The organism is Streptomyces sp. NPDC058637, from assembly GCF_042717325.1.
GTDB lineage: Bacteria > Actinomycetota > Actinomycetes > Streptomycetales > Streptomycetaceae > Streptomyces.
Window position 1 is genome coordinate 81,689 of record NZ_JBHXRD010000003.1, and the last position, 25,906, is coordinate 107,594.

General features: G+C 71.2%; 19 protein-coding genes and 1 riboswitch. Of the genes, 1 reads left to right on the top strand and 18 read right to left on the bottom strand.

All coding sequences use genetic code 11. The annotated features are described in order from the left end of the window. Positions 1 to 15: 15 nt before the first annotated feature. Positions 16 to 738: an adenosylcobinamide amidohydrolase gene (locus tag ACFWVP_RS04100; protein WP_384493381.1), complete on the bottom strand. Its 723-nt coding sequence runs from the start codon at positions 736 to 738 to the stop codon at positions 16 to 18. Positions 739 to 982: 244 nt separating this feature from the next. On the opposite strand from ACFWVP_RS04100, the gene ACFWVP_RS04105 reads away from it, so the two are divergent. Beyond that, positions 983 to 1,990, top strand: a complete 1,008-nt coding sequence (locus ACFWVP_RS04105) for a PRC and DUF2382 domain-containing protein (RefSeq protein ID WP_384493382.1) — start codon at positions 983 to 985, stop codon at positions 1,988 to 1,990. A gap of 130 nt (positions 1,991 to 2,120) precedes the next feature. Here the strand turns inward: ACFWVP_RS04105 and ACFWVP_RS04110 are convergent, their stop codons facing one another. The 17 genes from ACFWVP_RS04110 to ACFWVP_RS04190 form a co-directional block, all read right to left on the bottom strand. Then, on the bottom strand, positions 2,121 to 2,921 hold the full coding sequence (locus ACFWVP_RS04110; protein WP_384493383.1) for an ABC transporter ATP-binding protein: 801 nt from the start codon (positions 2,919 to 2,921) through the stop codon (positions 2,121 to 2,123). Beyond that, positions 2,918 to 3,925, bottom strand: a complete 1,008-nt coding sequence (locus ACFWVP_RS04115; protein WP_384493665.1) for a FecCD family ABC transporter permease — start codon at positions 3,923 to 3,925, stop codon at positions 2,918 to 2,920. The genes ACFWVP_RS04110 and ACFWVP_RS04115 overlap by 4 nt, the downstream gene beginning before the upstream one ends. A gap of 71 nt (positions 3,926 to 3,996) precedes the next feature. Then, positions 3,997 to 5,043, bottom strand: coding sequence for an ABC transporter substrate-binding protein (locus ACFWVP_RS04120; protein WP_384493384.1), 1,047 nt, complete (start codon positions 5,041 to 5,043; stop codon positions 3,997 to 3,999). Between the two features lie 57 nt (positions 5,044 to 5,100). Next, positions 5,101 to 5,288: riboswitch (cobalamin riboswitch) on the bottom strand. Between the two features lie 285 nt (positions 5,289 to 5,573). Continuing rightward, on the bottom strand, positions 5,574 to 7,430 hold the full coding sequence (locus ACFWVP_RS04125) for an acyl-CoA dehydrogenase (RefSeq protein WP_384493385.1): 1,857 nt from the start codon (positions 7,428 to 7,430) through the stop codon (positions 5,574 to 5,576). Positions 7,431 to 7,691: 261 nt separating this feature from the next. Further along, complete coding sequence (locus ACFWVP_RS04130; protein ID WP_384493386.1) at positions 7,692 to 7,970, bottom strand: type B 50S ribosomal protein L31; 279 nt, start codon at positions 7,968 to 7,970, stop codon at positions 7,692 to 7,694. 169 nt (positions 7,971 to 8,139) lie between these two features. Then, complete coding sequence (locus tag ACFWVP_RS04135) at positions 8,140 to 9,021, bottom strand: ABC transporter substrate-binding protein (protein WP_384493387.1); 882 nt, start codon at positions 9,019 to 9,021, stop codon at positions 8,140 to 8,142. A 55-nt stretch (positions 9,022 to 9,076) separates the two neighbouring features. Continuing rightward, positions 9,077 to 9,721 carry a GNAT family N-acetyltransferase gene (locus ACFWVP_RS04140; RefSeq protein ID WP_384493388.1) on the bottom strand — a complete coding sequence of 215 codons (645 nt, stop codon included), beginning with the start codon at positions 9,719 to 9,721 and terminating at the stop codon, positions 9,077 to 9,079. 47 nt (positions 9,722 to 9,768) lie between these two features. Further along, positions 9,769 to 10,662 (bottom strand): YihY/virulence factor BrkB family protein, encoded by an 894-nt coding sequence (locus tag ACFWVP_RS04145; protein WP_384493389.1) that lies wholly within the window; start codon positions 10,660 to 10,662, stop codon positions 9,769 to 9,771. A 110-nt stretch (positions 10,663 to 10,772) separates the two neighbouring features. Continuing rightward, on the bottom strand, positions 10,773 to 11,090 hold the full coding sequence (locus tag ACFWVP_RS04150; RefSeq protein WP_384493390.1) for a cupin: 318 nt from the start codon (positions 11,088 to 11,090) through the stop codon (positions 10,773 to 10,775). 103 nt (positions 11,091 to 11,193) lie between these two features. Beyond that, on the bottom strand, positions 11,194 to 12,822 hold the full coding sequence (locus ACFWVP_RS04155) for a glycoside hydrolase family 13 protein (protein WP_384493391.1): 1,629 nt from the start codon (positions 12,820 to 12,822) through the stop codon (positions 11,194 to 11,196). Between the two features lie 105 nt (positions 12,823 to 12,927). Next, positions 12,928 to 13,878: a carbohydrate ABC transporter permease gene (locus ACFWVP_RS04160; protein WP_384493392.1), complete on the bottom strand. Its 951-nt coding sequence runs from the start codon at positions 13,876 to 13,878 to the stop codon at positions 12,928 to 12,930. 15 nt (positions 13,879 to 13,893) lie between these two features. Beyond that, positions 13,894 to 14,853, bottom strand: coding sequence for a carbohydrate ABC transporter permease (locus ACFWVP_RS04165; protein ID WP_384493393.1), 960 nt, complete (start codon positions 14,851 to 14,853; stop codon positions 13,894 to 13,896). Positions 14,854 to 14,935: 82 nt separating this feature from the next. Beyond that, entirely contained in the window at positions 14,936 to 16,360 is a 1,425-nt protein-coding gene (locus tag ACFWVP_RS04170; RefSeq protein WP_384493394.1) for an extracellular solute-binding protein, read from the bottom strand. Between the two features lie 189 nt (positions 16,361 to 16,549). After that, positions 16,550 to 17,545, bottom strand: a complete 996-nt coding sequence (locus ACFWVP_RS04175; RefSeq protein ID WP_384493396.1) for a LacI family DNA-binding transcriptional regulator — start codon at positions 17,543 to 17,545, stop codon at positions 16,550 to 16,552. A 120-nt stretch (positions 17,546 to 17,665) separates the two neighbouring features. Beyond that, positions 17,666 to 21,958: a discoidin domain-containing protein gene (locus ACFWVP_RS04180; RefSeq protein ID WP_384493398.1), complete on the bottom strand. Its 4,293-nt coding sequence runs from the start codon at positions 21,956 to 21,958 to the stop codon at positions 17,666 to 17,668. Between the two features lie 391 nt (positions 21,959 to 22,349). Continuing rightward, on the bottom strand, positions 22,350 to 23,528 hold the full coding sequence (locus tag ACFWVP_RS04185) for a S8 family peptidase (RefSeq protein WP_384493399.1): 1,179 nt from the start codon (positions 23,526 to 23,528) through the stop codon (positions 22,350 to 22,352). A 228-nt stretch (positions 23,529 to 23,756) separates the two neighbouring features. Next, the gene (locus tag ACFWVP_RS04190) at positions 23,757 to 25,823 is read right to left on the bottom strand and encodes a beta-galactosidase (RefSeq protein ID WP_384493401.1); all 2,067 of its coding nucleotides are present in this window, start codon (positions 25,821 to 25,823) and stop codon (positions 23,757 to 23,759) included. Between the last annotated feature and the right edge of the window lie 83 nt (positions 25,824 to 25,906).

Sequence of the window (25,906 nt, forward strand, 5' to 3'; positions counted from 1 at the left end):
TCGGGCGTGCGGGACTCAGGACTGCCGCACCGCGCCGTCGAGGACGGCGCGGTGCACGGCTCTGGCGAGTCGTGCGCCCCAGAGCGAGCGCGGGCCGGCGAACGGCTCCCCCGTCCCGGCCCCGGGATCGTGGGCGGCGACGCACACCGCGTCCGTGGGGGTGCCCGAGCAGTCGAGTCCGGCCTCCACGAGGGCCTGGACCTTCGCCTCGGTGGCGGTGGCGACCGCGTTGACCAGAGCGGCGTCGGATAGGGCCACGGGGACGGTGACGACGATGTTGACGGTGCCCGGGGGCAGCGGCTCCTCGGTGCCCGCGGCCGGTACGGCGGCCCATCCGCGGACGCCGAGGCCACTGGTGACGGTGGCGGTCGCACCGCCGTCCTCGGCGACGGTGTGCGCGGTGACGTCCGCCGCCGTCATCAGCCCGGCGCCGGGGCCGCGAAGGCCTTCGGCCGCGGCGATCCCGGCGAGGTGACGGTCGGGGTCGAGCCGGGGGTAACCGCCCGGCACCTGTGCGTTGAGGATCCAGGCGCGCGGCCCGAGCCCGCCGCCGAGTACGGCGCTGCTGCACACCCGCCAGCCGGGCCCCAGCCGCCAGACCAGGTGGTGGAGGCCGATGCCCTCCTCCTGTCTGGCCAGCAGCTCGCCACGCTGTCCGGGCGGACGGACGCGTACGGATCCGATGGTGCACCCCCGTTGGCGGGCCGGGCCGACGGCCGGCGACGGCGCGTCGATCATACGTGCGCGGCGGGGCCGCACTCCCGGCGCACCCATGGGGGTGGTCTCACCCGAATGGCGTAATTCGTCGAGCGGGCCGATACAGGCGTTGCGCGGGGCCACCGCCCACCCGGGGTGTCCTGGGCCGTCCGCCGCCGGGGCCGGGAGGTTGCACCGTCCAACCGGGTGAGGCGCGATGGAATCCGGACGCGCCTCCCCTGATGGACACACCCACAGGACGCGCCCGGGCGAGGAGGAATCGGCCATGGGAGCCGCTGACGGTTTCACGGATTCCGGAGAACTCGACGGTCTGACTGTCTACGACAGCGACGGCGAGAAGGTCGGCAGTGTGGGGCGGGTGTACGTCGACGACGACACCGGCAAGCCCGACTGGATCACGGTCAAGACCGGCATGTTCGGCATGAAGGAGAGCTTCGTACCACTTGCCGGAGCCCGTCGTGTGGGCTCCGACCTGCACGTCTCGCACACGAAGGACCGCGTCAAGGACGCCCCACGGGTCGACGCCGACGCGCATCTCTCCGTAGCCGAGGAGGAGGAGCTCTACCGGCACTACGGCCTGACCAGGAAGGCCGCGGGCCATGCGGGCGCGGGCGGCGACGCACGCACCACGTCCGGAACCGGAACGGCAGCCATGGGCGCCGCCGGGGCAGGAGCGGGAGCCGGAGCGGCGGCGGGAACGGCCCGCACCTCCGGGACCGGCAAGGCGACGACGGCCGGTACGCCGGGCGCCGCGGCCACCAAGGGCGCCGGGATGGGCAGGCACCGCGACACGGAGACGTCCTCCACATCGCGTCCGCTCGCCGGAGCCGGGGCCGAGCGGTCCGCCGCGGGTGCCGCGGGCCGGGAGGAGATGGTCCGTTCCGAGGAGCAGCTCCTCGTCGGTACGGAGGAGTACGAGAGCGGGAAGGCACATCTGCACAAGTACGTCGTGACCGAGCACGTCACCCGGACGGTGCCCGTGTCCCACGAGGAGGTGCGCGTGGTGCGCGAACCTCTGCGGCCGGGCGAGAAGTCGACCGGTACGACGAACATCGGTGAGCAGGACGTCGAGGTCACCCTGCACGCCGAACGCGCCACCGTTCGCAAGGAGGCCGTCCCGGTGGAGCGGGTCCGTCTCGAAACCAACAAGGTCACCGAACAGAAGGAAGTCTCCGCCGAGATCCGTAAGGAGAAGATCGACTACGCGGACGGCAAGGACATGGGCAGCGGGAAGGACACGGGCGGCGAATACGGCCAGGGTCGTCGCCGCTGACCCCCTCACCCAGCGGCGACAGGCCTCGCGGCAGTAGCGAGGGGCGGACCCGGACGTTCTGCGGGCCCGCCCCTTCGCGTCCGGGCTCGGACCCGGCCGGCCCGACGCGCCCGTTCGGGTGCCGCCGGACTCACCCGGTACCGCGGGCGCGGCCGGCCGCGCCCGGCAGGAAGCGCACCGAGGGCCTGCCGTCCGGCCCGTCCGGCGTCACGACGGCCCGTACCCGGTAGACCTCGGCGATGAGTTCCTCGGTGATCACCTCCGAGGGTGTTCCCGCGGCCACCGCACGGCCTTCCCTCATGACGGTGACCCGGTCGCAGAACATGGCGGCCAGATTGAGGTCGTGCAGCGCGATCACCGCGGTGACGGGCAGCTCGGCGACCAGGGACAGCAGCTCCAGCTGGTGCTGGATGTCCAGGTGGTTGGTCGGCTCGTCCAGCAGGAGTTCGCGCGGCTGCTGCGCGAGGGCGCGGGCGATCTGGACGCGCTGGCGCTCACCCCCGGACAGGGTGTGCCAGGACTGCCCGGCACGGTCGGCCAGTCCGGTGCGCGCCAGTGCCTCGCGCACGGCGGCCTCGTCCTCGGGACCGGGTGCGGACCAGGCGCGCCGGTGCGGGATGCGGCCGAGACGTATGACGTCCAGCACGCTCAGCTCGACCTGGGTGACGGAGTGCTGGTCGACCACGGCCACACGCCGGGCGACCGTGCGGCGGCCGGTGTCCGCGAGTGTCCGGCCGTCGAGGGTGACGACGCCCGCGCCCGGGGTGAGGACCCCTGCCATCACCCGCAGCAGGGTGGACTTGCCCGAGCCGTTCGGGCCCAGGAGCCCGACCGTGGCGCCGGGCGGCGGGGCGATGCTCACCCCGTCGAGGACGATCCGTCCGCCCGCTTCCCGGGTCACCCGCTCGGCCCGCAGACCGGTGTCCGTCATGTGCTCCTCCGGGTGCGGTACAGGACCAGGACGAAGGCGGGCACGCCGATCAGGGCCGTGAACACACCGACCGGCACCTCCTGCGGGTCCAGGACGGTCCGGGCCAGGGTGTCGACCCAGACCAGGAACACCGCCCCGGCGAGCGCGGTGACGGGCAGCAGCCGCCGGTGTCCCGAGCCGGTCAGCGCGCGGGCGGCGTGCGGCAGGACGAGACCGACGAAACCGATGGCTCCGGCCGAGCTGACGAGCGCCGCGGTGAGCAGCGCGGTCGTGCAGAGCAGCACGATCCGGGTGCGGGCGACATGAATGCCCAGGGCCGCCGCCGCGTCCTGTCCGAACGCGAACGCGTCGAGGGTACGGGCGTGTCCCAGGCAGATCAGCAGCGTCACGACGAGCACCGCGGAGCACATCCACACATCGGTCCAGCCGACCCCGCTCAGGGAGCCCAGCAGCCAGAACAGCACGCCCCGGGTCTGTTCGGCGTCGGCGGCCGTCATCACGACGAAGGAGGTGAGCGCGGAGAACAGCTGCATGGCGGCGACGCCGGACAGCACGACCCGGTCGGTCGATCCGCCGAGGGTGTGGCTGAGCAGGAGCACGAGGGCGAACGAGCACAGGGCACCGACGAAGGCCCCGGTGGAGATCGACACCGCTCCGCCGCCGACCCCGAGGACGACGACGACGACCGCTCCGGTGGACGCCCCGGAGGACACGCCGAGGACGAACGGGTCGGCGAGCGGGTTGCGCAGCAGCGACTGCATCACCGTTCCGCACACGGCGAGCCCCGCCCCGCACACCGCGGCGAGCAGGGTGCGGGGCATGCGCAGGTTCCAGATGATGCCGTCCCGGATGGGTGTGAGCCGGGTGTCGCCGAGGCCGAGGTGGGAGGCCACCGCCGACCCCACGTCGGGGACGGAGATGCGGGCGGGCCCGATCGTGACGGCGACCGCGACGGACAGGAGCAGCAGGGCGACGCCGCCGCTCCAGAGCAGTCCGTCGCGCAGGACGCGGACGGGCGCCCTGTCCGGAAGCCCGCCCGGGTCCTGTTCGGTGACGGTCGCTCCCTGGGTGACCGTCACCCGGCGAGCCCGAAGGAGCGCAGCCCGGCGGCGACCGCCTCCACGCCCTCGACGGTGCGGATCGTCGGGTTCATCGCCTGACCGCTGAGGAGGACGTAACGCTTGTTGCGGACCGCGTCCATGTTCTTCGTGGCGGGGTTGGTCTCCAGGAACTCGATCTTCTTCTCGGCGCTCTCGGCGGTCTGCGACCTGCGCGTCAGGTCGCCGATGACGAGGACGTCGGGGTTCCGGTCGGCGACGGTCTCCCAGTTGATCTGGGGCCATTCCTCGCGGGTGTCGTCGAAGACGTTCCTCGCGCCCAGTTCCGCGGTGATGATCCCGGGCGCTCCGCAGCAGCCGGCCAGGTAGGGGGCCTCGGAGTTGGCGAACCAGTAGAGCAGGGTGGTGCCGGAGGCGTCGATGCCCGCGGTGGCCGTCCCGATCCGCTTCCGGAGACCGGCGACGAGCGCGTCGCCCCGCTCCTGTACGCCGAACACCTTGGCCAGGTCGTGGACTTCGCCGTAGACGCTGTCCATGGTGAGCGGCTTCGTACGGGAGCCGTCGCTGCTGCCGGTGTTGTCCTTGGCCGTGCAGTCGGTCGGCGAGAGGTAGGTCGGCACACCGAGCTTCTCGAACTGCTCGCGGGGCGCGACACCGCCCTTGCCGAGTGTCGATTCGAACGAGGCGCTGACGAAGTCGGGTTCCTTGTCGAGGACCTTCTCCGACGAGGGGTTGTTCTCCGCGATGCGGGGTACCGCGGCGTCGGCCTCCTCCAGACCCTTCATCACCGGGTCGGTCCAGGTCGCGGTGCCCACGAGCCGGTCGGCGAGGCCCAGGGAGAACAGGATCTCGGTCGATCCCTGGTTCAGGGAGACCGCGCGGCTCGGTGCGGCCTCGACCGTCACCGTGCGACCGCAGTTCCGCAGCGTCACCGGATATCCGGCGCCGCCGTCCTCCGCGGCCTCTCCGGACGGGCTCGTGTTCCCGCCTCCGCAGGCACCTGTCAGGACAAGTCCCGCGGCGAGCAGGGCGGTTCGGCGTACGGCTCTGGGTATGGACGGCACGGAATCCCTCTGCGTCTCTGGGCTCTTGCGCGAAGCCCGTACGGAATACCGCTCCCGGTACGGAAGCGGGGTGCCAGCAGGTTTTCGGACTCGGGTTCGTCCGGACGGGACGCCTTCCCGGGGCACCCGAGGGTGTCCCAGTGGCTGTGGCCCCGCCCGTCCCCCTCACCGCTGCGCGTCAGCTCCGGATTCTCACCGGATTCCCTGACTCCACGTGGAGTGCGACTGGCGTCTGCAAGCTATCACGCAGCGATCGGGCGGCCCGCACGCGCCGGGAAGGGGTGCGCGGGCGTCCGCCGCACACCCCCGCGCACCTCCCGCGTGGACCGGCCGCCCGTCGTGCCGTCAGCGTGTGCGACGAACCGATTCGCCGCCACCGGCCTGGGGTTTCGTACGCCGGGCGAGCAGGGAGATGGTGCCCCAGTACGCCGGCAGAACGGCCCGCAAGCCGAGGATCTCCACGGCCTCGCGCACGCTCCGGCGGCCCGGGACCATGGTGCCGGGGCGTCCGTGAACCGCTCGTGCGGCGCTCACACCGTGCCCGCCGACGCGAGCGCCGCCCCGGCCTGCCAGGGCCCGTCGGGGTCGTCGTACGCGTCGGCGTAGTCGGGTCCCGCGATCGGCCAGTCCGCGAGCAGTTCGGCGGGCAGCGCGAAGGATTCGGCCAGTTCGGGGGCGTGCGCGGCGACGGCCGCGATCAGCTCCTCGGTGGCGTCGGGCAACTGGTCGACCTGATCGGCGCTCAGGAGACCCGCGGCCAGCAGGTCGCCGCTGTTGCGGGCCACCCATTCGAGGGCGAACAGCCGCTCCAGCTCCGTCAGCCGCTCCCGCGCGGCCCCTCCGGGCAGCGCGGCGCGGGCCTGCGCGAAGGCTTCGGCGGCCTGCCGGTATGCGTGGGCCTCGACTCCGCGCAGGGCGGGCCCGGAGCCCGCGTTCCACCGTGCGAGCCTGTCGTCGTGGGTCGCCGAGAGCACCCGCTCCCTGGCCCGGCCGAACCAGATCTCCTCGACGGCCGCGAGGAGCCTGCCGAGGAAGTACGGATCGGTCAGCTCACCGGGGGTGCGGTCGAGCGGCGTGTCCCACCGGTCGGGGCCGGCCGGGAAGAGGAGGTCCGCGGCCGCCTTGCTGTACAGGGCGACGTTGTCGCCCTCCGCGGTGATGGCGCCCTCCACGCCGGTGACGAGCTCGGCCATGCCGTTGTTCTCCAGCAGCGCCTGCGCACCGCAGCGTTCACGGCACTGGACGATGACGGCGCGTGCCTGCCAGGTGATCCAGGCCTTGGCGACGGCCACGAGCCGCTCCGCCGCCGCCCGGTCCTCCTCGGTGCAGACCTCCCACCGGTCCAGCGCCCGGCGGTGCAGAAGACTCATGGCGAACACCGTCGCCATGGCCGAGGCGAGCGGCCCGTGGTGGGTCCGGTGGGCGTTGACGGGGACGGTGCGGGTGCCCCGGGCGCCGGAGATCATCCGGTGCCCGCCGTAGCGGACGGCGACGGCGAGCGTGGCCCTGGCCGAGCCCGCGGCGCAGGCGCTCATGGAGATCCGGCCGGGAACGACCCGGCCGATGGAGGTCAGGAAGCGTCGCCGGCGATCGTCCCGCGTGCTGCTGAAGTCCCCCTGCCCGCCGCTTCCCTCCCGCGCTCCCAGCAACGCGGCCCGCTCCACGAACAGCTGGTCGAACGCGGTCAGGCAGTGGTCCACGGGGCTGCCCATCCTGGCGGGCAGGCGCCGTACGCGTACCCCGGGCAGAGCCCGTACGTCGTCGGTGAGCGGCACGAGGAAGAGGCGGATCCCGTGGTCCTCGCCGTCGGCCATCAGACGGGCGGCGACCAGTCCGGACTTCGGCCCGCCCGTCGGGCTGGTGTTGGGCATGAACTTCTGCGCACCCGCGTTCGGGGTGTGCAGCACGAAGCCGTCACGGGCGGGGTCGTACGTGGCGGTGGTCTCCATGGACGCCGCGTCGTTGCCGTGCGCCACCTCCGTGCAGAGGAAGGTGCCGACGCGGCGCATCGCCAGGTGGTCCGACAGATCGCGGCTGCCGACGGCGTCGTGGTCGAGGAGGCTGCCGAGGAAGAGGTTGTAGTGGATGCCCGCCACGGTGGTGAGCGTGGGGTCGACCGGGCCCAGCCATTCGTGCAGGGCGGCGAGTGCGCGCGGGTCGGCGGCGAGGCGTGCTCCGCTGTCGAGGGAGCGGTTGAGGACGCGCAGCCTTTCGTAGGCGAGGCCCAGGCGCTCCTCGGGGGTCCCGCCCGCGGGGCGGCGGAACGGTTCTGTACTGATCAGCCGCTGCCAGAAGCCGTGCTCGCGGCGGTAGCCGGCGCCCAGGAGGACGCCGGTCAGCAGTTCGACGGTGGACGGTGGGGCGGTGGCGGTAAGGGTCACGGTCATGCAGATCTAAACGACCGGGGCGGGGGCGAGGACACTCACCACCCGGGTACAGGTGTGCTGGTCAGACCTGTTCGATCTCGGGTCACGGTACGCGGGGCACGGAGCCGTGCGCGGGCCCGGCCGTGACGGGTGTCCGGCCGGGCGCGGCACCGGGTCCGGGAGCACCGCGCACGCCCGGTTCTCGGCCCGGGGTCGCCGGGGGCGCGGCATGGGGCCCCTATCCGCGCAGGGGCGTGCGTCACGGGGGGGGGGCAAGGGGGCTCAGGAGCCTCCCTCGCCCCCTTCGTCCTTGCCCGCCTCGTCCCCGTACCTGCGCTCCCATTTGGCGACCTGTCCCTCGGTGTCGACCACACGTGCCTTGCCCGTGAAGAACGGGTGGCTCTCCGCCGAGATCTCCACGTCGATGACGGGGTAGCTGTTGCCGTCGTCCCACTCGATGGTCTCTTCGCCGGACGCGGTGGACCGGGTCAGAAAGGCGTAGCCGGCCGAACGGTCGCGGAAGACCACGGGGTGGTACGACGGGTGCTTGTCCTGCTGCATTCCTGCTCCTGCCCTTGGGGGTACGGGGGATCGCGTGTCCCCGCGTCCGGGCCAGCCTCGCGAACCACGGGGGCGGGCGCGATCCGGCACGCCCGTACGGAGCAGCCGCCGGCCGGTCCGCCGAGCGGAAAGCCGGCCGTGCCACGCCGGTCCGGGCGGTCCGTCCGCGTCAGCCGGCCGTCGCCGCCCCCACCGCGTCAGCCACGAGTCCGAGGAAGCGCGCCTGGGCCTGTGGGCTGCACACGGGCTCCGGGTTCCACGGCACGGTCAGGGCTTCCCCCGCGACCGCCGACCAGGCGGGGGCGTCGATCTCGTCGAGCGGCGTCGCGTGGGACCGGATGTCCGTGAGGACGATGTGCGGCCGGAGCTCCGCCGCCTCCGTCCAGCCGGTGGTGGACCAGTTGACCCCCGTGCCCTCGGCCGGGGACACCAGGGTGACCCCGAGCTCGGCCAGCACCCGCAGTTCGGGCCACATCCGGGGGCGGGCGACATGTGCCTGGTCCGGCCCCGCCGGTGACAGCGCCACCACCCGGGGGCCTTCGGGCGCGGCGCCCGCCACGTCGCGCAGCCGTTCCCGCGCGGCCCGGAGGTCCTCTGCCGCGGCGGGTGCCGGCGCGCCGCCGAGCGAGCGGGCCAGCTCCGCGAACCGCTCGGCCACCCGGTCCAGGGTGCGGGCCTGGCCCACGTCGATCACGACGACCGGGACCCGCTCCTCCAGGTGCTTGGCGGTGTCCGGGTCCAGCCCGTAGATCTGGCCGTGTCCGTAGCTGACGGCCACGACCAGGTCCGGGCCGCCGCGTAACAGGGTTTCCAGGTCCAGGCCGTCACCCGCGCCCCGGTAGTCCACGGCGTCCAGGGCGAGCGTGCCGGTCTTCGCGGGGTCTGGCTCCGGGCCGTCGTGACCGGAGCCGAAGATCCCCTGCGGGTGTATCCCGTGGTCCCACAGCGTCGCCCCCGCCTGGACGTACGCGAGAACCCTCGACGGGCGCGGGTCCACCGCGGTCAGCCGCCCGCGGTCGTCCGTGAACCTCCATGCGCTCTGGTCCCTCACCTCTCACTCACCCCTCCGCACCCGCGCCTCGGCCCTCTCCCGAGGTCGCATCCCACTACCTGCCCACCCCGTGGCCGCCACACCCCTCCGTGGGGCGTCCCAGGAAGGTGAGCGGCCCCGGGTCGGGCACCTCGATCTCGTGGAAACCGAGCCGGTCGTAGAACGCCCTGGCCGGGGTGTTCGCCGTCAGCATGGACAGGTGGACGGCCGGGACCCCGCGGGTGTGGAGCGCGCCCAGGAAGGTCCCCATCAGTTCCCGTCCGTACCCCTTGCGCTGCCAGGGCGGCAGCAGGTCGATGTGCAGGTGCGCCGGATGCCCGTCCAGCTGGGGCAGGATCATGCGCTCGGCGTCGTACAGGAGGGCGGTCATGTGCTCGGCGTGCGTGCGCGGCGGCCCGGCGGGCGCGGGGAAGCGCTCCGTCACCCGAGGGAGCCAGACCTCGCGGAAGGCGTCGGCGAAGCGCCGGGTGTCCGCCGTTCCCAGGATGTAGCCGACCGCCTGCCCCGTCCCGTCGTCCAGGACGAACGTCAGCTCTGGTTCGAGGTGGGCATAGGGCTCGGCGAACAGCGCGGGCATCAGCCCGGGGTCGGGGTAGAGGTGCCGGGAGTCGCCGCCGTTGTCCGCCGTGCTGATACAGATGTCGGCAAGGGCGTCGCGGTCACCCGGACGGTAGGAACGTACGTGCGCAGCCTTGGTCATCGCCCCATCCTGCCCATTTGGGAGCGCTCCCACAAGGGTCACGCGGCTCAGCCGCCGACCTCCTCCGTACGGGCCAGTTCGACGTTGAACTGGGCGCCCGTCAGCAGTGACAGGTTGGTGAACCAGATCCAGATCAGGAAGACGACCAGACCGGCCAGCGATCCGTAGAGCCGGCTGTAGCTGCCGATGTGTGTGGCGTACAGCGCGAATCCGGCCGAGGCGAACAGCCACAGGAACGCGGCCAGCACCCCGCCCGGCAGCCCGCGCCTGATGCCTCGGGCGTTGCGCGGGCCGGTGCTGAAGAGGACCAGGATCAGGCAGGCGACCAGAAAGAGCAGGACGGGCCACTTGAGGCCCTCCCACACGGTCGCCCCGGCCCGGGTGAATCCGGCCCGCTCCCCGAGCCAGCGTGCCAGCGGGCCGGTGAGGACGAGGGCGAAGGCGCTGGCCATCAGCAGGACGAGCAGTCCCATCGCGGACGCCACGATGATGTGCGCCTGGCGCAGCGGCGGCCTGGTGTCCTTCACCCGGTGCATGGCGTGCAGCGCCCTGCGGAAGACGGCCAGATAGCTGGAGGCGGACCAGACGGCGCTCACGCTGCCGGTGGCCACGAGCAGCCACACGGCGGTGCGCTCTTGGGTGGCCGCCTCCAGGGGCTGGCGCAGTGCCGCTCCGGACTCGGCGGGCGCGAAGGCCGTGATGTCGGTGATCAGGCTGCTGGTGGCGCCGGGGTTCGCGAGGCCGATGACGGACACGGTGACCAGGAGCGCGGGCAGCAGGGCGAGGATGGCGTAGTACGTGAGGGCCGCCGCCCAGTCGGAGAGGTCGTCGTTCCAGAGGGAGGCCGGGGTGCGGCGCAGGGCGGTGCGCCAGGTCGGCGGTGGGGCCTGCCCCGGCGCGGGCGGGGTGCGTTCCGCGGCGGGGGTGTCGGTCCTTGGCACGCTGGCACTCCGGGGGGGGGGACGAGGGAAGGATCGGCGGGGCGGGACGCCCGGCTGCCACCTTTCTCTCATGCCTCGTTCCCGCCGGTGTATGCGGGGGGCCGGTGGTCTCAGTCGTTCACCGCGGTCAGCAGCACCACGGCGTCCTCCAGGGCCAGCAGTCCGTGCCGCTCCTGGGGGATCGGGTGCAGCACGCCCGATGCCAGGTCCACGTCCCCGGAGGCGGCGGTGAGCCGGACCGAGCCCCGCAGCACCTGGAGCGATGCGGCGGGCGGCGCGTTGTGCTCGTCGAGGGCGGATCCCGAGGTGAGTGCGATCACCGTCTGCCGCAGCGGTTCCTGCCGCAGCAGCAGGTGCGCGCTGCGTCCGTGCGCGTTCGCACGGGCCGCGGTCAGGTGCTCGTCGGCGAGAGCGTTGAGGTCGTCCATAGGACCACTGTGCCGCAGCCGCCGCTCCCCCGCTCCTCCGCCGGACCGCCCCGTGACCCGCCCGGAGGGCGGCCCGGAGCGGGCCGCCCTCCGGGCGGTGGTGTCAGCTCCGCAGCCAGGCCGCCGTGTCGTCGGGCAGCAGGCCGTCCGCGTCCAGCGGACCGCTGGTCAGCAGGACGTCGGTGTGGGCGGGGAGCGGGACCGGGCCGCCGGACAGGTTGACGACGCAGACCAGCCCGTGGTTCCTGGCGAAGGCGAGCACCCCGGGGCCGGACGGCAGCCAGTTCAGCCGGCCGTCGGCCGTCTCCCCCGGCGCCGCGGCGAATCCCGGTGTGGCGCGGCGCAGGCGCAGCGCCTCCCGGTAGAGGGCGAGCATCGACCCGGGGTCGGTGCTCTGCGCGTCGGCGGCGTACGCGGGCCAGGAGGCGGGCTGTGGCAGCCAGGGTTCGGTCTCGGACCCGAATCCCGCGAACGGTTCCCGGCCGGACCACGGCAGCGGCACCCGGCAGCCGTCGCGCCCGGGGTCGATGCCGCCGGAGCGCAGGTGCATCGGGTCCTGGATCCGCTCCCGGGGGATGTCGGCCTCGGGCAGGCCGAGCTCCTCGCCCTGGTAGAGGTAGACGGCGCCCGGCAGGGCCAGCGACAGCAGGGCGGCGGCGCGGGCCCTGCGGGTGCCGAGCTCCAGGTCGGTCGGGGTGCCGAAGACCTTGGCGGCGAAGTCGAAGCCGGTCTCCTTGCGTCCGTAGCGGGTGACGGTCCGGGTCACGTCGTGGTTGCACAGCACCCAGGTGGCGGGGGCGTCGACGGGGGCGTGTTCGGCGAGGGTGTCGTCGATCGCGGAGCGCAGCCGTGCGGGATCCCAGGGGCAGGCCAGGAAGGTGAAGTTGAAGGCGGTGTGCAGCTCGTCGGGGCGCAGGTAGCGGGCGAAGCGCTCGGAGTCCGGTAGCCAGACCTCGCCGACGAAGACGCCGTCGTACTCGTCCGCGATGGCGCGCCAGGAGCGGTAGATCTCGTGGAGTTCGTCGCGGTCGGTGTACGGATGGGGGTCGACGCCTTCGGTGAAGTCGGGCAGGGCGGGGTCCTTCGCGAGGAGGGCCGCCGAGTCGATCCGTACACCGGCGACGCCGCGCTCGAACCAGAAGCGCAGGACGTCCTCGTGTTCCTGGCGGACCGCCGGGTGCGCCCAGTTGAGGTCCGGCTGCTCGGGGGCGAACAGGTGGAGGTACCACTGGCCGTCGTCGAGCCGGGTCCAGGGGGTGCCGCCGAATTCGGACACCCAGCCGTTGGGCGGGATCTCGCCGTGCTCCCCCCGCCCTGTCCGGAAGTGGAAGAGGTCGCGCTCGGGACTGCCGGGGGCTGCCGCGAGGGCCGAGCGGAACCAGCTGTGCCGGTCGGAGACGTGGTTGGGGACGATGTCGATGATGGTGCGGATGCCCAGCTCGCGGGCCTCCGCGATGAGCTTCTCCGCCTCGGCGAGGTGGCCGAAGGCGGGGTCGATGGCACGGTAGTCGGCGACGTCGTAGCCGCCGTCGGCCAGCGGTGAGAGGTACCAGGGGGTGAACCAGAGGGCGTCCACGCCCAGTTCCACGAGATAGGGCAGCCGGGCCCGCACTCCCGCGAGGTCGCCGGTGCCGTCCCCGTCGCCGTCGGCGAAGCTGCGTACGTAGATCTGGTAGATGGCGGCGTCGCGCCACCAGGGTGCGGTGGCCTCGGTCGGGCGGATGGCTGCCACGTGACGTTCCTTTCGGGCAGGGAGGTACTCCGCCGCCGGCCCGGACGCGGGGCGCGTGGTGGGAGGACCGGCGGCGGAGCGCTGGTGGGGACGGCGGGGGTACTGCTAGCCCTTGAGGCCGCCCGCGGTGAGACCGCTCATGATGTTGCGCTGGAAGAGCAGGAAGATCAGCAGGGTCGGGACGGACGCGATGGTGAGCGCGGCGATGAGGACGTTCTCCGGCACTCCGCTGGCCAGCGAGTAGATGCCCACGTTGAGCGTCTGTCTGCTCGGGTCGGGCAGCGTGAGCATGGGCCAGAGGAAGTCCTTCCACACCCCGACGACCGCGAAGATGGAGACGACGCCGAGGATCGGCCGGGAGATGGGCAGCACCACCGAGCGCAGGGTCCGCAGGGGTGAGGCGCCGTCGATGGCGGCGGCGTCCAGCAGTTCGCCCGGGATGGAGTCGAAGAACCGCTTCAGCAGGAAGATGTTGAAGGCGTTGGTGACGGAGGGGAGCCAGATCACCCAGGGCGAGTTGAGCAGGTTGCGTTCGAAGATCGGCACGTCGAGCACGGTGAGGTACTGCGGGACGACGAGGACGGTCGCCGGGATCATCAGGGTGGCGAGCATCATGCCGAGGATGACCTTGCCGAAGAGCGGCCGCAGTTTGGAGAGCGAGTAGGCGGCGGCCACGTCGAAGACGAGCTGGAAGGCCAGCGCGCCGAACGCGTAGTACAGGGTGTTGAAGAGCAGCCTGGACAGGTCCATCACGTTCCACGCCTGGGAGTAGTTCTCCGTGTGGATCGAGGTGGGGAAGGCCGTGGGCGGGCTCTGTACGACTTCCTGGGTGGTCTTCAGGCCGCCGGTGACCATCCAGTACAGGGGGCCGAGGAAGACGAGGGTGAAGCCGACGAGGACCAGGGCGAAGACGATCCAGTAGACCGCCTTCCCGCGGCGGCGGCCCAGCTGGGCCGGTGAGATCAGTGTGCGCTGGCGGGCCTGGGCGGTCTCACGGCTCCGGCCGGCGCGCGGCCCTCCGGTCCCGCGCCGGGAGACAAGGGTGTTCGATGCCATCGTCGTGCTCCCGTCCTAGTCTTCGCTGCTGCGGCTGAGGCGTACGTACGCGGCGGAGAATCCCGCGAGTACGACGAGCAGGACGAGTCCGAGAGCCGCCGCGCTGCCGTAGTTGTTGAAGTTGAAGGCGTACTGGTAGATGAGGTAGACGACCGTCGTCGTGGACCCCTCGGGGCCCGCGCCGTTGGTGAGCAGGAAGGGTTCGGTGAAGACCTGCATCGTCGCGATGATCTGCATGAGCAGCAGCAGCGACAGGATGAGCCGGGTCTGCGGGATGGTGACGTGCCAGATCTTGCGCAGCAGACCGGCCCCGTCGAGCTCGGCCGCCTCGTACAGCTCGCCGGGGATTCCCTGGAGGGCGGCGAGGTAGATCAGGGTTGCTCCGCCCATGTTCATCCAGGTGGCCGCGATGACGACGGAGAGCATCGAGGTGTCCGGGTCCTGGAGCCATTGCTGGGCGGGCAGATGGAGGAATTCGAAGATGCGGTTGAAGAGTCCGTAGCCGGGGTCGTAGAAGTACTTGAAGAGCAGCACCGAGGCGACCGGCGGCAGCATGACCGGCAGGTAGACCAGCAGCCGCAGGTATCCCTGGGCGTGCCGGAACTCGTTCAGCACGACGGCGATGACGAACGGGACCGCGAAGCCCAGGACGAGCGCGAGCACGGTGAAGAGCAGGGTGTTGCGCCAGGCCTGCCAGAAGGCCGGGTCGTTGAAGACATAGCTCAGGTTGGACCAGCCGGCCCAGGTCGTACGTCCGTCCTCGGTCTTCTGGAAGGCCAGGAAGAACTCCCGGACCATCGGGTACCAGGAGAAGAACGAGAAGCAGAGAACCGCGCCGATCAGGAAGCCGTGTGCGGAGAGGTTGCGGCGCAGGGCGCGCGCGAACTCCTCGCGGGCGGCGTTCCGCCCGGCCGGGCGGTGGTGTCCACGGGGCGCCGGGCCCGGCTTGCTCGCGGACAGGGTGGGGGCCGACATGGTGTCTCCTCGGTGCCGGTTCGGTCACTCACGGTCGGGCGGTCCGGATCGCGGGGCCGGGCAACCCGGCCCCGCGCGTCCGTCACTGATTCGCCAGCACCTGGTTGACCTGCTGCTCCGCGGTGTCGAGCAGCTTGTCGATGTCGGCGTCCTCGTTGGTCAGGACTCCTGACATCGCGACGTCGAGGATCTTGTAGATCTCCTGGGCCTTGGGGGGCTCGGCCTTGCCCTGGACGGGGTTGTCCATGAATGCCTTGAAGTTCTCGACCGGCATGGTCGCGTTCGCGGCGCGTGCGGCGTCGTCCACCGTCTTGCTCTCGCCGGTGAAGAAGTTCGGCTGCGGCAGTCCGACGGGCAACTGGTCCGCCTTGGTGCGTGCCCAGTCGAACTGGCCCTTGCCGGGGCTGAGGTTCTTGAAGTTCAGCCAGGCGACGGCGGCCTTGATCTTGTCGGGCGAACTGCCCTTCTTGATCATGTAGTTGTTGCCGCCGAACAGGGTGCCCTGCGCGCCGGGGATCGGGCCGAGTCCGAAGTTCTCGTACTTCGCGCCGAGTTGCTGCACCATGTAGGCGATGTCGTCGGGCGCGGCGAGGAACATGCCGAGCTTGTCGGTGGATATCTGCTTCTGCAGGTCACCCCACTTCAGCAGCTGGGTCTTCCCCATGCTGTCGTCCTTCCAGCGCATGTCGTGCAGCTGCTGGAGGACCTGCTTGCCCTTGTCGTCGTTGAAGGCCGCCTTCTTGCCACTGGCGTCCACCACGTCACCGCCGAGGCCGTACTGCGTGGCGGCGAAGTGCCAGCCGCCGTTGTTGCCGGCGCTGTACTCCCCGAAGCCGGCGATGCCCTTGCCGAGCGCCGCGATCTTCTTGGAGGCCGCGCGGACCTCTTCCCAGGTGGACGGCGGGCTGTTCGGGTCCAGACCCGCCTGCGTGAACAGCTTCCGGTTGATGATCAGGCCCATGGTGTAGTTGCTGGTCGGCAGGGCGTAGAGCTTGCCGTCCTTGCGCGCGACGTCGATCACCTGCGGCTGGATGTCCTTCAGCGCGGGGACGGTCCTGTCGGTCACGTACGCGGAGATGTCCTCCGCCCCGTCGTTGTCCAGCACCTGCTGGAGGTCGGTGAAGTAGGCGTAGAAGACGTCGGGCTGGGACTTGCCCTTGAGCATCGCCGTGAAGCGCGGCGGCTCCAGGCACTGTCCGGGCGTGGACTTCCCGTTGATCTTGACGTTCGGGTAGATCTCGCCGAACGTCTTGATGTCCTCTTTCCACTCCCGCAGCTCCGCGGCCTTCGCGGCCGGCGGCATGCAGTCGATCGACAGCGTCACCTTGGCCTTCGGGTCCAGCGGTGCTGACGGATCGGACGAGCCGCTGCCTGAGGCGTTGTCGCCTTCCTCGCTGTTGCTGCTGCTCGTGCCGCAGGAGGCAAGAGCAGTCAGGGCGAGGGCGGTGACGAGCGCGGCGGCGGAGGTTCGACGTGTGCGAGATCGGCGGAAGCCAGCACTTCTCATCGGTGGTCCCCTTCGGGCATGAGCATGGAAGGCCCTCGGCGAACTCTCTGCCGGGGCGCGGCTCACTCAACCACCGCCGACATGTGAACGCAATATCTCGCGCACTTTTCGTAAATGCTTGACAGTCTTCCGCATCCGGTGCGTGGCCCGCGTCCACCGCGCGCCCCGCACCGGCCGCCGCGGGACCCCTCAGCGGCGCGCCTTCGCCGTCGATCCCCGGACCACCAGCTCGGGTTCGAAGAGGAGCTCGCCGGGCGGTACGGCTCCGCCCTGGATCAGCGTGGAGAGCAGTTCGACGGCCGCCCGCCCCATCGCCTCGATGGGCTGACGGACCGTGGTCAGAGGCGGGTCGGTGCAGTTCATGAAGGCCGAGTCGTCGAAGCCGACGACCGAGACGTCCGCGGGGACCGCGAGGCCGCGCCGGCGGGCGGCCCGCACGGCACCCAGGGCCAGCGGGTCGCTCGCGCAGACGATCCCGGTGACACCCCGTTCCAGCAGGCGCGAGGCCGAGGCATGGCCGCCCTCCAGGGAGAACAGGGAGCGCTCGACACGGTCCGCCGGGAGCGCTCCCGCAACGGCGAGCGCCGCGGCGAGCTTGCGCCGGGAGGGCACGTGGTCGGAGGGCCCGAGGACGAGGCCGATGCGCTCGTGACCGAGGGACACCAGATGGCGCCACGCCCGCTCGACCGCGACGGCGTCGTCGCACGACACGCAGGGGAAGTCCAGCCCCTCGATGGGCGCGTTGATGAGCACGACCGGGATGCGGCGGTCGGCGAGCCGGTGGTAGTGGTCGTGGGGCTCGTCGGCCTGGGCGAAGAGCCCTCCCGCGAAGACGACGCCGGACACCTGCTGTTGGAGGAGCAGTTCGACGTAGTCGGCCTCGGAGACGCCGCCCTTGGTCTGGGTGCACAGCACGGGCGTGAGGCCCTGCTGTGCGAGGGAGCCGCCGATCACCTCGGCGAAGGCCGGAAAGATCGGGTTCTGCAGCTCGGGCAGGACCAGCCCCACGAGCCGGGCCCGCTCGCCGCGCAGCTGGGTCGGCCGCTCGTAGCCCAGCACGTCGAGTGCGGTCAGCACCGACTGACGGGTGGTCCGGGAGACTCCGGGTTTGCCGTTGAGCACGCGGCTGACCGTGGCCTCACTGACCCCTACCTGCTTCGCCACCTGGGCAAGTCGTCGCGTCATGACCGCAACGCTAGCGCAATCCTTGCAAACGCCTGACTTCCTGCTGCAAGGCGCGTACTCGGATCGCAGTGCGGACGGGGTGGCCCGCGGACATACCGCGGACCACCCCGCACCCGCTCCCTACGGGTTGATGTTGATCTTGAAGGTGGAGGTGCCGTTCTTCACGTCCTGGGCGTTGCCGCTCATCTCCAGCCCGTTGAACGTGACCTCACCGACCGCGGGGCCCTGGCCCGCCTCGGGCATCTCGTTGGCCCAGAGCCCGAATCCGGACTTCGCGTCGAACGCGTCACCGCTCTTGCGCGCCCCGGTGATCGAGATGTCGGTGAGCACCGTGTCCTTGATCGGGAACTGGGGCTGCCCGCCGACGTAGCTCGTCTGGAACATGATCCCGCTGTACGTCGGGTCGACGATGTCCACATGGGAGATCCGGATGCCCTGGAAGACCTTGGAGGCCGAGAAGAGCCAGATGCCCGGGAAGGTCTGCGACCCCCAGAAGTGCCCGCCCGACCGTAGGATCGACACGTTCTCGATCGCGGTGGGACCGGTCCCGAATCCGTTCATCGGATAGCCGAAGTCCAGCGAACTGACGGTGATGCCGGAGTAGACCAGGGTGTCGGCGATGTGGATGTTCCGGAAGGTGTTGTCGTACCCGCCGTACACGGCCACACCCGCGGCCCGCCAGGTGAGGATCGACGTCAGGTTCTCGTAGACGTTGTTCTTCATGTCCGAGCCGCCGGAGTCGATCGCCGAGAACAGCGCGAAGCTGTCGTCCCCGGTGGCCCGCGCCTCGTTGTTGGTGACGTGGTTGTCGGTGGATCCGTTGGTCATGTTGATGCCGTCGGCGAACATGTTCCGGATCCGGGAGTTCTTGATGGTGACGTCGTCGGTGTTGGCGCCCCAGTAGAGGCACACCATGTGCTCGTTCCAGATGTTGTCGATCACGATGTCCGAGACGTTGGAGAAGTCGAACACCTTGCCCGGCCCGTCGATGCGGGACGTGTAGTTGCCGAAGTAGGCGAAGTTCGAGAACGACGAACCCTTCGCACTCGCCTCCGCACGGAACCCGATGTCGGTGTTGTCCTGTGTGGACGGGGCGCGGAAGCGGGTGTACCAGGGGCCCGCGCCGACGACCTTCACCGCCTTGCCGTAGACCTGGAACTTGTTGGCAGTGGAGTAGTCACCGGCGGGCAGGTAGACGCCCACCAGGGTCCCCGTGGTGTCCATGCGGACCTTGTCCAGGGCGTTCTGCACGTCCTGGTGGGTGAAGCCGGCGGGCACCGTGTACGTGGCCGGATCCGGGTTGGCGACCTGGGAGACCTGCTCCAGGCTGACGAAGTCGATCGCGTAGGTGCTGGTGTTGGCCGCGTCCTTCTGCAGCCGGACCTTGCTGCCGGCCGGGACGGTCCTGCCCAGCATGACGTTCGCCTCGTCGTAGATGTGCCGGGGTGCTCCGGCGCCCGGGGAGTTGCCGGGGCCGGTCTCGTTCCCGTACAGCCACGCGTACTTCGAGGTGAGGTCGACGGCCTCCAGGAAGGTGCCGTCCACATAGATGTTGAGCTTCGACTCGATGCCGCCGCCGCCCGCGGAGTCCGGGATGGAGAACCGGGTGACCAGCGTGTTCGTGGACGCCCGGGTGGTGAACTCGACGTAGTTGCCCGTGCTGTCGAGCGTGACGGCCTTGCGTCCCGACGCCTCGCCCGCGACGTCGCCGACGGTCCGGTTGGGGCCGACCACCTTGGCTCCGCCGCCCGTGACGCCGTCCTCCGCCTCGTACATGTCGAACGGCATGTCGGCGCCGCGCCCGACGAAGAGCGATTCGGTGCGGGTGTTGTTCTCGCGCTTCACCGGCAGTTCGTTGGCGTCGTCGGCGACCACCAGCTTCAGCGTGTACGAGCCGTTGACGGCCGTCCAGGTGCCGAGGGGGACGGCCGCCGTCATGGAGCCCGCGGCGACGGCCCCGTTGTGCGCTCCGGTGAGGGTCTTCACCGTGGCGCCCTTGGCGTCGACCAGGTTGAGGGTGATGCCGTGGCTGCCGCTCGCGGAGGCGACGGTGCCCTGGTTCCTGAGGACGACGGAGAAGGTCACGGTGTCGCCCTGGGCCGGGGAGGACGGGGTGGTGGTGACCGCGCCCGCGACGAGGTCCGAGCTGGAGACCGGCTTCACGACCAGCGGGGTGCCGGCGGTGTAGCGGTTGTCGGTCTCGTTCTGTTCGATGATCTCGCCCGCCGGGTCGACGACCGCGCCCAGCGTGTAGCTGCCTGCGTCACGTGCTCCGATACGGGCGGTGACCTGTGCGGAGGCCCCGGCGGCGAGAGCGCCCACCGGGGCGGTCGCGACCTTGGAGCCCCCCAGCTCGAAGTCGAGCCTGCCCGCCGGAGCGGCGACGGCGCCCGTGTTGCGTACGGTTGCCGAGAGGGTGATGTCGTCCGATTCCACCGGCGTGGCCGGGGAGGCGCTGACGGCCGAGACCTGCAGGTTCGGGTTGGGTGCCGGCGTGCCCAGCACCTGGAACTCGGCGACCTGGCCGGCTCCGGACCCGCTGTTGGCGGTGAACCGCAGCTGGACGTCGGCGACCCTGGCGGTGACCGGGATCGTCACCGTGTTGCCCGTCGCGGGGCTGAACGCGTAGTCCTTGGCGGCGGCCAGGCTGGTGAAGGCCGTGGCGTCCTGCTCCCGCCCGAGGACCTGGATGCTCTGGGTGCGCGCGCCCCAGCTGCCGTCGGGGTTCAGCTTCACGACGACGCGCTCGGTGTCGGTGTTGGACCCGAGCTTCACCGTCAGGGTGTTGGGGTAGCTTCCGCCCGCTCCCTCCCAGTAGGTGGTGAGGGAGTTGTCGTTGGCGTTGGCCGCGACGTACGTGTGGACCACGGACGAGGCGGTGATCGGCTTGCCGACGGCCACGTTGGAGGCGGCGTTCGTCGAGCCGTTGCGGGTCACCGTGTTGCTGGCGCCGGATATGTTGCCGGCCGCGTCCTCGGCCCGCACGACGTAGCTGACGGTCGTGGCCGTGGACTGCGTGTCGGTGTACGTGGTGACGTCACCGGCCACGCTCCCGCGGAGCACGTTGTCGGCGTAGACGTCGTAGCCGGTGACGCCCTTGTCGTCCGAGGACGCCTGCCAGGACAGCTTGATCTGTCCCGGGGACGGCTCGGTGAAGGCCAGCCCCGAGGGGGCGGTGGGCGCCTGCGTGTCACCCGAGTCGCCCTTGCGGGTGACGGTGTTGCTGTTGCCCGACACGTTGCCCGCCGCGTCCCTCGCCCGGACGTGGTAGGAGACGCTCTCACCGGCGGGCCGGGTGTCGGTGTAGGTGGTGACGCCACCCGCCACGGTGGTCAGCAGCGTGTTCCCGGCGTAGACGTCGTAGCCGGTGACGCCCGTGTCGTCCGAGGACGCCTTCCAGGTCAGTCTGATCTGCCCGGTGGACGGCTCGGTGAAGGCCAGGCCGGCGGGGGCGGTGGGTGCCTGCGTGTCCCCGGTTTCCGGCCCGTAGACCTCCAGTTCGGAGACCTGCGCGGCGGGCTGCACCGAGTTGGCGGTGACGAGTACCCGTACGTGGCGGGTGGTGGTGGCGTCGAAGGAGACGGTCGCCGACTGCCCGCCCGCGGCGTCGAAGCCGTACGCCTCGGCCGCGGTCAGGTCGCTGAAGTCCGAACCGTTCGTGCTGCCCTGGATCTTCAGGGTCTGGGTCCGCCGCGGCCAGCCGTCGGGCAGGCGCAGGACGGCCCTGTTCACCCGGACGGATGCTCCGAGGTCCACCTGGAGCCACTGCGGGAGCGCGTTGTTGCGGCTCTCCCAGTAGCTGGCCCGGTTGCCGTCGTTGCCGTGCGCCGCCACGTACGTCTCGGTGTGGCTGCTCGCCGTGAGGGTCTTGCCGGCGGCGAGGTCGACCGAGGACTCCTCGGCCTCACGGACCTCCAGCTCGGCGAGCTGGGCGTTGCGTCCCGCCGTGTTGGCGGTGATGTGCACCCGCACGAAGCGGGTCTTCGTGGCCGGCAAGGGGATCGTCACGGTGTTGGACGCGCCGGGCCCGAAGGTGTACGTGGCCGAGTTCTTCAGGGTCGAGAAACTCGTGCCGTCCGCGCTCCCCAGGACGGAGAGTTCCTGTTTCCTGCTCTCCCATCCCGCGGGGAGCCTCAGGGTCACCTCGTCTATCCGGGCACCGCCCGGGCCGAGGTCGGTCTGCACCCACTGCGGCAGTGAGTCGCCCGACCCTTCCCAGTACGTCGACCGGTCGCCGTCCGTCACGTTCCGGGCGGTGTACTCGCCGTCGGCGCTGCTCGCCGCCGCGGTCCGGCCCGCGGCGATGCTGGGACCGTCGGCCGCCGCGGCGGTGAGCGACGGCCATCCGATCATCAGAAGACTGGTGGTGACAGCTGCTGAAACGGCCCGCCGTCTCCAGCGTTGGACTCTCATGGGTCCCCGATCTCCCGCCTCGGCACGGGGCGCCGAGGGCGCGGCTCTGTCTGTGAGGTCTGCCTGTGCGGCTCTGCGATAGCTATTTCCACATGCACCAAGCTCTGTTTTGCGCTTGACAGTCAGAGAATTGCAGAGCGATGCGAGAGCGTCCACTGTTCGGACAGAACCCGGAACCCGGGAGAGGCGGGTCGAGGGACATCAACAGGCCACAAATATGCACTAGTCGGCGCCGTCAGGAGCCTTGTTCGGACGGCGAAAGGGGCACGAAAAACACGCAAGCTGTTTGCGTAGAAGTGGAAGCCCGTGGAAAGCCCCTGTTCCACGGCGCAGCACGGAGCGGGGCCCGCGACAGAACGCGGGCCCCGCTCACCGGCAACCGTCGGCGCGGTCAGAGTTCCCCGGTGTGCAGGAGCAGGTCGGGCGAGCCCGTACCCAGATTCGTCAGCACATCGGAGGTCGCCTCGGCGGCGAGCCGGTCGGTGACCTCCTGCGGCGTCGCGTCGGGGTTCTGCTCCTTGAGCAGCGCGACGACCCCGGCGACGTGCGGGCTGGCCATGGACGTACCGCTGAGCGTCGAGGATCCTCCGCCGAGCCCTGCGGAGACGATGCCCACCCCGGGGGCGTACAGCCCCACGCAGGTGCCCCAGTTGCTGAACGTCGCCTGGCGGTCCTGGTCGTCACCGGCGCCCACGGCGACGACGCCGTGGGCGCGGGCCGGGGAGACGTTGCAGGCGTTCTGGTTCTCGTTGCCCGCGGCGACGACGGGCAGGGTGCCCTGGTCCGCGAGCGCGTCGAACGCGTCGTCGACGGCCGACGAGGAGGGGCCGCCGAGGGAGGCGTTGACCACGGCGGGCTGCTCGGCGTTCTGCGCGATCCAGTCGAGGCCGGCGATGACCCCGGCCCAGGTGCCCGAGCCCTCGCAGTTCAGGACCCGCACGGGGACGAGCGAGGCCGAGCGGGCGACGCCGTACGTCGCGCCGGCCACCGTACCGGCCACGTGGGTGCCGTGGCCGTTGCAGTCCTCGCCGTTGCGGCCGTCACCGACGGCGTCGTAACCGGCGCCCACCCGGCCGCCGAACTCGCTGTGCGCGGTCTCGATGCCGGTGTCCAGGATGTAGGCGGTCACGCCCTGCCCCGTCCCGGCCACGTCGTAGACGCCGTCCAGCGGCAGCGTCCGCTGGTCGATCCGGTCCAGCCCCCAGCTCTCCGCCACCGCACGGGTCTTCGGCTTTCCCTTGACGGCGGGCGGGGCGACGGAGGCCTCGCTGTTCTCCTCGACGGCCTGGACGCCCGCGGTGCCGCGCACCTTCTCCAGCTGGGCCGCGGTGAGCGAGGCGGCGAACCCGTGCAGGACCTTGCGGTAGGTGAACAGGGGGGTGACCCCGATCCGTTCGGCCATGGCGCTCGGTGTCTGCCCGGACGAGAGGGTGACGATGTACTGACCGGGCACGGCCCGGGACGACTTCTGCACCGGCACGAGGGTCTCGCCGGTGTCGGCCGTGGCCGGGGCGGTGCCGATCAGGGGGGCGATCAGCAGTAGAGCGGCTGGTGCCCAGCGGGCGCGCATGCGTTCTCCCTTGGTACGGAGGAGCCGGTCGCGGACCCGGGACAGGCCCACGAGGTGCGGACACCTGACCCTTCGTCCACATCCGGTGGGGTCCTTGAGCCACGTCAGCCGGACAGCGCAACGATCGGTACAGGGCAGGTCCATTCGGCTGATCCCGCGCCTGGGGCCCCCGCCCCGGACGCACGTGTGCCCTGCGGGACGTTCCCGTCCCGCAGGGCACACCCGGCGCTACGGGAAGAGCGGAGTCCCGGCGGCCACGCGGAGGACGGCGACGTCACGCGGGGGAAGCACCAGGCCTCCGTCGGCGGTCGGCGCGGGTCCGGTCAGGGCCTCGCCGGCCACCGCGTCGAACGTGACGTCCTCGTCCGTACGGTTGACGAGGAACCAGTACGAGTCCGAGCCGTCGGTCCGCACGGTCAGCTCCACCCGCCCGCGCGCGCTCCCGGGCAGGTCGCTGGTCACGCCGGCCCCGGACAGCAGTACCCCCAGTACCTCGGGCAGTCCGTGGCTGCCCAGCCGGGTGGAGACGTAGGCGGCGGAGCCGCCGTCCTCCAGGGCGCGCCGGGTGATGGCGGGGCGCCCCGCCTGGTCCCCGTCCTCGTAGCGCGCGAGGACCGTGACCTCGGAGTCGGTCACGTCGATCTGGTCCGTCCACAGGGTGCCGGTGAGGCCGTTGTCGAGGCGCACGTCCGCGCCGTCCCGCAGGGGTGCGAACTCCTCTACGCGGATGCCCAGCAGATCACGCAGGGCGCCGGGGTAACCGCCGAGGTAGACGTGGTCGTTCTCGTCGACGACACCCGAGTAGTAGGTGGTGACGAGGTGACCGCCTCCGCGCACGTAGGCGTCCAGCCGGGCGGCGAGGTCCCGGGGGACGACGTGCAGGACGGGGGCCGCGACGAAGTCGTACCCCGTGAGGTCGCTCGCGGTGGTGACGACGTCCACCCGGACGCCCAGGGCCAGGAAGGCGGAGTACCAGTCGAGGGCTTCCTGGCGGTAGCGCAGCAGGGAGGTCGGCTGGGAGTCGCGCTCGACCGCCCACCAGGACTCCCAGTCGTACACGAGGGCGGCCCGCGCGGGCTCGCGTACGGAGCCGGTGACCGGGGTGAGTGCCTCCAGCGTGCGTCCGAGGGCGGTCACGGCGCGGAACACGTCGCTGTCCGGGCCCGCGTGCGGGACCATCGCGGAGTGGTACTTCTCGGCCCCCGCGGCGGACTGGCGCCACTGGAAGAAGCAGACCGCGTCGGCGCCGTGGGCGACGTGGACCAGGGAGTCACGGGCGAGTTCGCCCCGGCTCTTGGCGAGGTTGACGGGCTGCCAGTTGACGGCGCTGGTCGAGTGCTCCATCAGGAACCACGGCTTGCCGTCCGCGATGGAGTGGGTGAGGCCTGCGGAGAAGGAGAGCTCGTCCAGGCGCTGGGGTCCGGGGTGCGCGTAGTGGTCGTTGGAGACGAAGTCGATCTCGGCCGCCCACTCGGGGTAGTTCATGGCCTTGGTCTCGCCCATCACCATGAAGTTGGTGGTGGCGGGGATCTCGGGGGTGACGCGCCGCAGGATCTCGCGCTCGGCGCGGAGGTAGTCCTTCAGCGCGTCTGACGAGAACCGCTTGAAGTCGAGCTGCTGGCCGGGATTGGCGTGGCTCGCGGCGAGTCGCGGCGGCTGGATCTGTTCCCACTCGCCGTAGTACTGCGACCAGAAGGAGGTCGCCCAGGCGCTGTTGAGCGCGTCGAGCGTGACGTAGCGGGCGCGCAGCCAGTCGCGGAAAGCCAGGGCCGCGTCGTCGGAGTAGTCGTAGACGTTGTGGCAGCCGAGCTCGTTGGAGATGTGCCAGGCGGCCAGCGCGGGGTGGTTGCCGTAGCGGGTGGCCATGGCCTCGACGAGCTTCAGGGCGTACCTGCGGAAGACCGGGGAGGTGGGCCGCCAGTGCTGTCGTGCGCCTTGGGAGAGGGTCTCGCCGGTGCGGGTGACCGGCAGGATCTCCGGGTGCAGGGTGGTGAGCCAGGGCGGCGGCGAGGCGGTGGCCGTGGCGAGGTCGACCGCGATCCCGTTGCTGTGCAGCAGGTCGAGCACCTCGTCCAGCCACTCGAAGTCCCACCGGTCCTCGGCGGGTTGCAGACGGGCCCAGGAGAAGATCGCGACGGAGACGACCGTCACCCCGGCCTCGCGCATCAGCCGGACGTCCTCCTTCCACACCTCTCGTGGCCACTGCTCCGGGTTGTAGTCGGCCCCGTAGGCGAATCGCACGGTGCGGTCGTCGGAGGTCGGGCGCAGCCAGGTGCGCTCGGAAGCGGGGGTCATGGAGATCCTTTCGGATACGGAGGTGCGGGCACGGCACAGGGACGGCGCCCGTCCGACGGGCGACCGCCCCTGTGCCGGTTCAG